General features: G+C 64.0%; 7 protein-coding genes. 2 read left to right on the top strand and 5 right to left on the bottom strand.

The features are described 5' to 3' along the window. Nucleotides 1-276 precede the first annotated feature (276 nt). A complete protein-coding gene (locus E5X88_RS31030) occupies nt 277-543 on the top strand; it encodes a type II toxin-antitoxin system ParD family antitoxin (RefSeq protein WP_292167939.1) in 267 nt (88 codons plus the stop codon). Nucleotides 544-657: 114 nt separating this feature from the next. Here the strand turns inward: E5X88_RS31030 and E5X88_RS31025 are convergent, their stop codons facing one another. From E5X88_RS31025 to E5X88_RS31015, 3 genes are all read right to left on the bottom strand, one after another. Then, the gene (locus E5X88_RS31025) at nt 658-2,031 is read right to left on the bottom strand and encodes a class II 3-deoxy-7-phosphoheptulonate synthase (RefSeq protein WP_292167937.1); all 1,374 of its coding nucleotides are present in this window, start codon (nt 2,029-2,031) and stop codon (nt 658-660) included. 169 nt (nt 2,032-2,200) lie between these two features. Further along, nucleotides 2,201-5,698, bottom strand: coding sequence for a transcription-repair coupling factor (gene mfd, locus E5X88_RS31020; RefSeq protein WP_292167935.1), 3,498 nt, complete (start codon nt 5,696-5,698; stop codon nt 2,201-2,203). Nucleotides 5,699-5,711: 13 nt separating this feature from the next. Next, on the bottom strand, nt 5,712-5,999 hold the full coding sequence (locus E5X88_RS31015; RefSeq protein ID WP_292167933.1) for a succinate dehydrogenase assembly factor 2: 288 nt from the start codon (nt 5,997-5,999) through the stop codon (nt 5,712-5,714). 92 nt (nt 6,000-6,091) lie between these two features. Between E5X88_RS31015 and recG the strand changes: the two genes are divergently transcribed. Further along, a complete protein-coding gene (gene recG, locus E5X88_RS31010; protein ID WP_292167932.1) occupies nt 6,092-8,200 on the top strand; it encodes an ATP-dependent DNA helicase RecG in 2,109 nt (702 codons plus the stop codon). On the opposite strand, the gene E5X88_RS31005 is transcribed toward recG, so the two are convergent. Together E5X88_RS31005 and glmS are read right to left on the bottom strand one after the other, a co-directional pair. After that, the gene (locus E5X88_RS31005; protein WP_292167931.1) at nt 8,152-8,910 is read right to left on the bottom strand and encodes a DUF502 domain-containing protein; all 759 of its coding nucleotides are present in this window, start codon (nt 8,908-8,910) and stop codon (nt 8,152-8,154) included. The genes recG and E5X88_RS31005 overlap by 49 nt on opposite strands. Before the next feature lie 79 nt (nt 8,911-8,989). Continuing rightward, on the bottom strand, nt 8,990-10,813 hold the full coding sequence (gene glmS / locus E5X88_RS31000) for a glutamine--fructose-6-phosphate transaminase (isomerizing) (protein ID WP_292167929.1): 1,824 nt from the start codon (nt 10,811-10,813) through the stop codon (nt 8,990-8,992). Nucleotides 10,814-10,835 lie beyond the last annotated feature (22 nt).

Here is a 10,835-nt window from a genome sequence, read left to right as displayed (position 1 = left end):
CAGGGTCTGCGCCGCGTCGCTTCGCTCCTTGCTCCGCCCCAGGATGACGAAGGGAGGAGTGTCTCGGCCAATCTCCAAGGTTTGCGATTTGCCACTGAGATTGGCCACTGAAAGGAACTACCGACATTCACTGCCGATCGGCATCCAACCTGTCAAAATCACTGTGTCGCGGAATTAGCCGAAATGTGGAGGCATCGCCGTCCCCCAATTCAGAACTCATTGCCTTTGACAAAGATTGCCAAACACTCATCTATCGGGCGAAGCCCAGGAAGCGACATGGCAACGATGAACGTAAGCCTTCCAAGCGATATGGTCTCATTCGTGGAGCACGAAGTCTCCCAAGGCGGGTACGGTTCCTCGAGTGAAGTCGTCAGGGAAGCGCTGCGCTTGCTGCGACACGAAAAGGCCCAACAGGCGGAGAAACTCGCCATCCTTCGGCGTGAAATTAGTATTTGGGTGGAAGCCGCCAACGCAGGACGCTTCTCGAAGAAAAGCGTCAGTGACATTCTCGATGAGGTGATGCTCGAATCGCCCAGGAGATGAGACACGAGCTTACCGAACCCGCGGAACGCGATATCAGGGACATCTTGCGGATGTTCGGTCCGCAGCAAGATTTCTCCGGCGCTTCTTGATCATAAATTCCGATGGCGACTGAAGTCAGCCGTTCACGGCCTGCTTGTGCTGGACCGGGTGGCTCTTCTTGAGCAGATCCGACACCAGGAACGCCAGTTCGATCGCCTGGTCGGCGTTGAGGCGCGGGTCGCAATGGGTGTGGTAGCGGTCCTGCAGCTCCTCGGCGGTGATGGCGCGGGCGCCACCGGTGCATTCGGTGACGTTCTTGCCGGTCATCTCGACATGGATGCCGCCTGGATGCGTGCCTTCGGCGCGATGCACCTCGAAGAAGGTCTGCACCTCCTTCAGGATGCGGTCGAACGGCCGCGTCTTGTAGCCGGCTGCCTCGATGGTGTTGCCATGCATCGGGTCCGACGACCACACCACGCTGCGGCCTTCCTTCTTCACCGCACGCACCAGTTTCGGCAGATGGTCGGCGACCTTGTCGGAGCCGAAGCGCGCGATCAGCGTCAGCCGGCCGGGCTCGTTCTCCGGGTTGAGCAGGTCGATGAGCTGCAACAGGCCGTCCGGCGTCAACGACGGGCCGCACTTCAGGCCAAGCGGGTTCTTGATGCCGCGGCAGTATTCGACATGGGCATGGTCGGGCTGGCGGGTGCGGTCGCCGATCCAGATCATGTGGCCTGATGTGGCGTACCAGTCGCCGGAGGTCGAATCGACACGGGTCAGCGCCTCCTCATAGCCGAGCAGCAGCGCCTCGTGGCTGGTGTAGAAATCGGTCTCGCGCAGCGCGTAGTTGGTCTCCGAGGTGATGCCGACAGCCTTCATGAAGTCCATCGTCTCGGTAATGCGGTTGGCGAGCGACTCGTATTTCTCGCCCTGCGGGCTGTCGGACACGAAGCCGAGCATCCATTGATGCACGTTCTCCAGGCTGGCGTAGCCGCCCTGCGCGAAGGCGCGCAACAGGTTGAGCGTCGCCGCCGACTGGCGGTACGCCATCTCCTGGCGTGCGGGATCAGGAATGCGCGACTTGGCGTCGAACTCGATGCCGTTGATGATGTCGCCGCGATAGCTGGGCAGCGTCACGCCGCCCTTGGTCTCGCTGTCGGACGAGCGCGGCTTGGCGAACTGGCCGGCGACACGGCCGACCTTAACCACTGGCTGCGCGCCGGCGAAGGTCAGCACCACGGACATCTGCAGGAAGACGCGGAAGAAGTCGCGTATGTTGTCCGCGCCATGCTCGGCAAAACTCTCGGCGCAATCGCCGCCCTGGAGAAGGAAGGCGTCACCGGCAGCGACCGTCGCAAGCTGCTTCTTCAGCTTGCGTGCCTCACCTGCAAAAACCAGCGGTGGAAAGGTGGCGAGCTGGGCTTCCGTATTCTTCAGCGCGGCAAGATCCGGATAGGCAGGAACCTGCTGGATCGGCTTTGCTCTCCACGAATTCGGCGACCATTTCGTCATCGTTGCACCCAACGCTCTTTCCAGCCGGCGTCATCGCCCGCCATTTCGCCCCATATGGGGATGGCGGCTCCATACACGAAGCCGATTTTCTATTCTAGACCGGATTTGGCCACGTGGCGATTGGCACGACGCGGTGGAAGCGTCGGAGCGTTCCCTGCCCAAAGCCTCGCTAGGACGCCTTCGCCGCCAGCCTTGCCAGTTGCGTCATGACCACCGCGGAACCCGCCAGCCGCTTTTCAGGCGTCGACCAGTCGCGGACGAAAACGACGCTGTGATCCGGCCGGATCTTGGCCAACGAGCCCTGCTCGCCGATGAACGTGACCAGCCCGACAGGATTGGAGAACTCGCGCTTGCGGAAATGGATGACGACGCCCTTTGGTCCGGCATCGAGCTTTTCGACATTGGCCTTGCGGCAGAGCGCCTTGATGAAGACGATTTTCAAGAGATGCTTCACCTCCTCAGGCAGCGGCCCGAACCGGTCGATCAGTTCGGCGCCGAAGGCATCGATCTCCTCGGTGTTTTCGAGATCGCCGAGGCGACGATACAGCGCCAGCCGCAGCTGCAGGTCCGGAACATAGCTCTCCGGGATCATCACCGCCGTGCCGACGGCGATCTGCGGCGACCAGCCGCCGTCCTGCACCTCGCCGGAATCCTTCACTTCGGCCACCGCCTCCTCCAGCATCTGCTGGTAGAGCTCGAAGCCGACCTCCTTGATGTGGCCGGACTGCTCCTCTCCAAGAAGATTGCCGGCGCCACGGATGTCGAGATCGTGGCTGGCAAGCTGGAAGCCGGCGCCCAGCGTATCGAGCGACTGCAGCACTTTCAGCCGGCGCTCGGCGGTGTCGGTCAGCTTGCGGTTGGCCGGCAACGTGAACAGCGCATAGGCGCGCACCTTCGAGCGGCCGACGCGACCACGCAGCTGGTAGAGCTGCGACAGACCGAACATGTCGGCGCGATGCACGATCAGCGTGTTGGCGGTCGGGATATCGAGGCCGGATTCGACAATGGTGGTCGACAACAGCACATCGTACTGGCCGTCGTAGAAGGCATTCATGATGTCGTCGAGTTCGCCGGGCGGCATCTGGCCATGGGCAACCGCCACTTTCAGCTCGGGCACCGATTCATGAAGGAAATCACGGATTTCCGAGAGATCACTGATGCGCGGCACGACATAGAAGGAATGACCGCCGCGGTAGCGCTCCCTGAGCAGGGTCTCGCGGATGACCAGCGGGTCGAAGGGCGAAATGAAGGTGCGCACCGCCATGCGATCGACCGGCGGCGTGGCGATCAGCGATAGTTCGCGCACGCCGGTCAATGCCAGTTGCAGCGTGCGCGGGATGGGCGTCGCCGACAGCGTCAGCACATGGACGTCGGTCTTCAGATCCTTCAGCCGCTCCTTGTGCTTGACACCAAAGTGCTGCTCCTCGTCGATGATCAGGAGGCCGAGGTTCTTGAACGAGATCGAGGCGCCGAGCAGCGCATGCGTGCCGACGACGATGTCGACCGTGCCTTCGGCGATGCCCTTCTTGGTCTCGGCCAATTCCTTGGCGCCGACCAGCCGCGAAGCCTGGGCGACACGGATCGGCAGGCCGGAGAAGCGCTGCGAGAAAGTCTTGAAATGCTGGCGCGACAGCAGCGTCGTCGGCACCACGACCGCAACCTGAAACCCCTCCATCGCCGCGATGAAGGCGGCTCGAAGCGCAACTTCGGTCTTGCCGAAGCCGACGTCGCCGCAGATCAGCCGGTCCATCGGCTTTCCGGCGCCCAGATCGTCCATGACCGAATCGATCGCCGTCTGCTGGTCGTCGGTTTCCTCATAGGGAAAGCGGGCGGCGAATTCGCCGTAGAGGCCGTCCGCCGGCACCAGGGCGGGAGCGGCACGCATCTGCCGCTCGGCGGCGATGCGGATCAGTTGTCCGGCCATGTCGAGCAGCCGCCGCTTCAGCCGCGCCTTGCGCGATTGCCAGGCACCGCCGCCAAGCTTGTCCAATGTCGCTTCGGCCGAATCCGACCCGTAACGCGACAGAAGTTCGATGTTCTCCACCGGCAGGAACAGCCGGTCGTCGCCGGCATAGTGGATTTCGAGGCAATCATGCGGCGCGCCGACCGCCTCGATAGTGCGCAGCCCGATGAAGCGGCCAATGCCGTGATCGGTATGCACGACGATGTCGCCGGAGGACAACGCCGAGGCCTCGGCGATGAAGTCGGAAGCGCGCTTCTTGCGCTTCGAGCGTCGGATCAGCCGGTCGCCCAGAATGTCTTGCTCGGCAACGACCACCAGTTTCTCGGTCTCGAAGCCGGATTCGAGCGGCAGCACGGCAAGTGCCGCCTGCCCTGGTTCGAGCTTTTCCGCCTCGGCCAGCGTGGCGACCGGCTTGAGATTGCCGAGATGATGTTCGGCCAGGATCTGGCCGAGCCGGTCGAGTGAACCTTCGGTCCAGCCGGCGATGACGACACGGCGGCGGGCGGCCCGCTCGTCGGCAATGTGTTTTACGACGACGTCGAAGACGTTGATGTTGGGATCGGCGCGTTCCTCGACGAAGCTGCGGCCATGCCGCGAGCCGGCATGAAAGACCTTTTTCGCGCCGGCATCGGGCGCGTCGAAGGGCGTGAAGTCGATCGCTTCGCGCGGCCCAAGCGAGGCGATGAGGTTCTCGGGCGAGAGATAAAGCAGATCAGGCGGCACCGGCTTGTACGGAACGGCGTCCTTCAGCGCGCCATCGGCCTGCTTTCTGCGTGCCTCATAGTGATCGAGGATCAGCGTGTGGCGTTCGGCCAACGCCTCATGCGCCAGATGGTCGAACATCACGGGCGTATCCGGCAGATAGTCGAACACCGTCTCCAGCCGCTCGTAGAAGAACGGCAGCCAATGCTCCATGCCGGCGAAACGCCGTCCCTCGCTGACCGCCGCATAGAGCCCGTCGTCGCGCGAGGGCGCGCCAAAGGCTTCGATATAGCTGCGGCGGAAGCGGCTGATGGTCTCCGGCGTCAGCGCCACCTCGCTCATCGCCTGCAGCGCCATCGATTTGCGCTGGCCGGTGGTGCGCTGCGTGGCGGCGTCGAAGACGCGGATCGATTCCAGCGTGACGCCGAAGAAGTCGAGGCGCAGCGCTTCCGCCCAGCCCGGTGCGAACAGGTCGAGAATGCCGCCGCGCACGGCGAACTCGCCGACGCCGCGCACGGTCGGCACCCGTTCGAAGCCTGATGTCTCAAGCCGCGACACAAGCGCATTCATGTCGATCTGGTTGCCGGGTTGGGCGTGAAACGTCTGCGCCTCGACGAGGCTCGCCGGCGGAATGCGCTGCAACAGGGCGTTGGCGGTGGTGAGGATGACGGCGCGGTGTGGGTTCTTCGCCAGCGCGATCATCGCGGTAAGCGCGTCGAGCCGTCGTGCGGCGGCATCCGAGCCGGGCGATACGCGATCGTAAGGCAGACAGTCCCAGGCCGGCAGTTCAAGCACCGGCAGGCCAGGTGCGGCGAATGAAAGCGCCTCGACGATCGAAGGCAGACGCTGGCCGTCGCGCGCCACGAACAGCACCGGCTTGTCGGGCGCGATCTCGTGCGCGGCCTGCACCAGCGCGAAGGCTTCGTAACCGTCGGCGACGCCGTCGACGATGAACTGGCCGGCGCGGCCTTTCGGCAGGCCGATGGTGGGGATCAGGCTCATGGGTACACGTTGTTCAGAATGTCATCGCCTGGCGCGACGCCAGGATCTTTTGCAGGACGGGACAGTCGATGTCAGCCGGAACCGGGCGTTCGCCGGTCAGCACGGCCAGGAATTCGGTATCGGGAATGTCGAGGAGCCTCTCATATTGGTCGAGTTCGTCGCCGGTCAAGGCGCCGATCTCCGCATCGGCGAAACTGCCGAGGATGAGGTCGATTTCGCGCATACCGCGATGCCATGAGCGGAACAGAAGCTTGCTGCGGCGGGCGTCGAGCCCCTCGCTTGATCGTCTCGTTCCCGTCATCGTACCGCTTCCTTGCCTGAAGCGGCGCATATAGCGTGGATAGAGGGCGGTGTCAGCCTTGCGCTGCGGCTGTCGCGACATAAGCTGCCGGCATGCGCCCTTCCCTCCTCGATCCGCTGTTTGTCCCCATCACCTCGCTTGCCGGCGTCGGGCCGAAGGTTGGCGCGCTGATCGAGAAGGTCGTGCCGGCCGATCTCGGCGATCGCGCGGCGCGCGCCGGCGATCTTCTGTTCGTGCTGCCCCACACGATGATCGACCGCCGCAGCCGGCCGGGCATCGCCGGTTCGGCCGAAGGCGCGATCGTCACGCTCGATGTGCGCATCGACCGCCATCAGCCGCCGCCGCGCGGCAACAGATCGGTGCCGTACCGGGTCTACGCCCATGACGACACCGGCGAGATCGCGCTGACCTTCTTCCATGCGCATGCCGCCTACCTGGAAAAAGCGATGCCCGTGGGCGAGCATGTCGTGGTCTCCGGGCGCATGGAATGGTTCAACGGCCGGCCATCCATGGTTCATCCCGACCACATCGCACTGGCCAGCGAAGCGGAAAACCTGCCGCTGGTCGAGCCGGTCTATCCGCTCACCGCCGGGCTCTCGGGAAAAGTGCTGCGCCGGGCAATCGGCCAGGCGCTCGGCCGCTTGCCGGTGCTGCCGGAATGGCAGGACGGCGCGTTTCTGCGCCGCCAGACCTTTCCGGCCTTCGGCGACGCGCTGGCCCGCATCCACAATCCCGCCGACCCGATCGACGTGTCCGTCGACAGCACGGCGTGGCGGCGGCTTGCCTATGACGAGTTTTTGGCGGGCCAGGTGTCGCTGGCGCTGGTGCGGGCAAAGGTTCGCCGCCTGTCCGGGCGGCCGCTGGTTGGCGACGGCCGCATCGTCGAAAAGCTGCGCTCGGCCCTTCCCTATTCGCTGACCACCTCGCAGGAAATGGCGCTTGCCGAAATCAACGCCGATCTCGGCGACCCCGAACGCATGCTTCGCCTGCTGCAGGGCGATGTCGGTTCCGGCAAGACGGTGGTGGCGCTGCTCGCCATGGCACGCGCCGTCGAGGCCGGCGGCCAGGCGGCCTTGATGGCGCCGACCGAAATCCTGGCACGCCAGCATCTTGCGACGATTGCACCCTTGGCGGAACAAGCGGGCCTGCGCGTTGCCATCCTCACCGGCCGCGAAAAGGGCCGCGAGCGCACCGACACGCTGGCCGGTCTGGCCACTGGCGAGATCGACATCGTCGTCGGCACCCATGCGCTTTTCCAGGAAACGGTGACGTTCCACGACCTCGTCTTCGCGGTCATCGACGAGCAGCACCGTTTTGGCGTCCACCAGCGGCTTGCCATCACCGCCAAGGGCGATGCGCCCGACATGCTGGTGATGACGGCGACGCCGATCCCGCGCACGCTGGTGCTGACCGCCTTCGGCGACATGGACGTGTCGAAGCTCACGGAAAAGCCGGCCGGGCGCCAGCCGATCCGCACCGTCACCCTGCCGCTCGAGCGGCTCGACGAACTGGTCGGCCGTATGCGCGATGCCGTCGCCGACGGTCAGAAGATCTACTGGATCTGTCCGCTGGTCGAGGAATCCGAAGAGATCAAGCTGATGTCGGCGGAGGACCGTTTCGCCTCGCTGTATCCGCTGTTCGGCGACCAGGTCGGCCTGGTGCACGGACGCATGAAGGGCGCCGAGAAGGACGAGGCGATGCGCGCCTTCAAGGCCGGCGAGACACGCATCCTGATCGCAACCACGGTCATCGAGGTCGGCGTCGATGTGCCGGATGCGACGATCATGGTTATCGAGCATGCAGAGCGCTTTGGCCTCGCCCAGTTGCACCAGTTGCGCGGCCGGGTCGGTCGCGGTGAAAAACCGTCCTCCTGCGTGCTGCTCTACAAGGACCCGCTCGGCGAGACGGCAACGCGCCGGCTGTCGGTGATGCGTGAGACCGAGGACGGGTTCCGCATCGCCGAGGAGGATCTGAAGCTGCGTGGCGAAGGCGAGCTGCTGGGCACCCGCCAGTCCGGCACGCCGGGCTTCCAGGTGGCGCGCATTGAAGCGCATGCCGACCTGCTCGAAGCCGCACGCGACGACGCGCGGCTGATCCTGTCGCGCGATCCGGAACTGCAATCCGAACGCGGCAGCGCCCTTCGCATGCTGCTCTATTTGTTCGGCCGCGACGAGGCCGTACGGCTCTTGCGCGCCGGCTGAGATCCGGCACCCACCGGCGGATTGGCGATCTGGCCGCCGATCGGCCTGCCGTTCAACGTCACCATTTGCGTCTTGACCTCCGGCGCCACCAACCCGGCCGAGACGATCAGCTTGGCGCCGTCCTCGATCGTCATGTCGAGCGGCACGACATCGGATTTCGGCACATACATCAGGAAGCCGGTGGTCGGGTTTGGCGTGCACGGCATGAACACCGCGATCAGCGGATTGCCTTCCTGGTCGAGCTTCTGATTGATCTCGGTCTCCTTCTCGCTGGCGACGAAGACCAACGACCAGACGCCCTTGCGCGGATATTCGACCAGCCCGACCTGGCGGAACATGTCGCCCTTGTTCGACAGCACGGTCTCGAAAATCTGCTTCAGCGAGCCGTAGATGCCGCGCACCAGCGGCATCCGGCCGAGCAGGCGTTCGCCGAACAAGACGATGGCGCGGCCGACGATATTGGCGGTCAGGAAGCCGATCAGGGTGATCAGGACCAAGGCGACGATCAGGCCAAATCCCGGAACCGGCGCCGGCAGATAGCTATCGGGGTTGTAACGCGCTGGAATATAGGGTTTCACCCAGGAATCGACCCAGCCGATGAACGACCAGGCGATATAGGCGGTGATCGCCAGCGGCGCGCAGACGACGAAGCCTGTCAGGAAATAATTCCGCAGCCGGGTCATGCCTGAGGTCTTGGCAGCATCGGACATGGTTCACCGCAGCATTGGTTGCAGCGCAACATTAGTGAACCGCCATCCGCTTTGGAACTGCGAAATTTTTAAACCACGCCTATTCCACTGTCACCGATTTCGCCAGGTTGCGCGGCTGGTCGACGTCGGTGCCCATGAACACCGCGGTGAAATAGGCCAGCATCTGAATCGGCAGTGCGTAGATGATCGGCGAGATGATTTCCGGCACGTCCGGCAGCACGATCGTCTCCATCGTCTTCACGGTGGCGTGCGCGGCACCCTTGCTGTCGGTGATCAGGATGATCTTGCCGCCGCGCGCCGCCACTTCCTGCATGTTGGAGACGGTCTTTTCGAAGATGCGGTCATGCGGGGCAATGACGATGACAGGCATGTTCTCGTCGATCAGCGCGATCGGCCCGTGCTTAAGCTCGCCGGCGGCATAGCCCTCGGCATGGATATAGGAGATTTCCTTGAGCTTCAGCGCACCTTCCATGGCCAGCGGAAAATTGGTGTCGCGGCCGAGATAGAGCACGTTCTTGTAGTGCGAGAGGTCGCGCGCGACCTTTTCGATCTGCTCGTCGAGCTTCAGCACCTGATTGGCATAGCGCGGCGCTTCCGACAGTTGGCGCACCAGCGTCGTTTCCTGCTCGCGCGAAATCGTTCCGCGCGCCACGCCCGCCCGCACGGCAAGCGAAGCCAGCACGGACAATTGACAGGTGAAGGCCTTGGTCGAGGCGACGCCGATCTCCGGCCCGGCCAGCGTCGGCAGGATGACGTCGGATTCGCGCGCCATCGTCGATTCGCGGACATTGACAACCGCGCCGATCTTCATCCCCGCCTTGCGGCAATAGCGCAGCGAGGCCAGCGTATCGGCGGTCTCGCCAGATTGCGAGATGAAGAAGGCGGCGTCGTTCTTCGACAGCGGCATTTCGCGGTAGCGGAACTCCGAGGCGACATCGATGTCGACCGGCAGCCGCGCATAGCGCTCGAACCAGTATTTGCTGATCAGTCCGGCCAGATAGGCCGTGCCGCAGGCCGAAATCGCCAGCCGGTCGATTTTGGCGAAATCGAACGGCAGGTCGAGCGGCTTCGAGACGCCGCCGACAAAATCCACATAATGCGCCAGCGTGTGTGAGATCACTTCGGGCTGTTCGTGGATTTCCTTCTCCATGAAATGGCGCCGATTGCCCTTGTCGACCATGAAGCTGGTGCTGAGCGACTGCTGGCGCTTGCGGTCGACCTTGTTGCCGTCCATGTCGAAGATGGCGACCTCGTTGCGGCGCACCACCGCCCAGTCGCCGTCCTCCAGATAGGTGATCGAATTGGTGAAGGGGGCGAGCGCGATGGCGTCGGAGCCCAGGAACATCTCGCCATCGCCATGCCCGACGGCCAGCGGCGGGCCGTTGCGCGCGCCGACGATGAGATCCTCGTCTCCCCTGAACATGATGGCCAGCGCAAAGGCGCCCTCCAGCCGCTTCAGCGCCTGGTGCGCGGCCTCGACCGGCTTAAGACCCTTGGCCAGTTCGCGCGCCACCAGATGTGCGACCACCTCGGTGTCGGTCTGCGATGAAAATGTGTAGCCGTCACGCATCAGCTCGTCGCGCAATTCGGCGAAATTCTCGATGATGCCGTTATGGACGACGGCGACGCCGTCGGAAAAATGCGGATGCGCGTTGGTCTCGTTGGGCACCCCATGCGTCGCCCAGCGCGTGTGGCCGATGCCAACCATGCCGTCGAGCGGTTCGTCCTTCAGCCGGCGCTCAAGATTGACCAGCTTGCCCTCGGCGCGGCGACGCGCAAGCTTGCCGTGCTCGATTGTCGCGACGCCGGCCGAGTCGTAGCCGCGATATTCGAGCCTTTTCAGCGCGTCGACGATGAGTGGCGCGACCGCCGAGTGACCGACAATTCCGACAATACCGCACATAGACGTTTGCCCCCGATTCCGG

Origin of the sequence: Mesorhizobium sp., from assembly GCF_004962245.1 — a bacterium.
In the GTDB taxonomy this organism is placed as follows: Bacteria; Pseudomonadota; Alphaproteobacteria; order Rhizobiales; family Rhizobiaceae; genus Mesorhizobium.
This window is presented reverse-complemented; position numbering and strand designations above follow the sequence as displayed.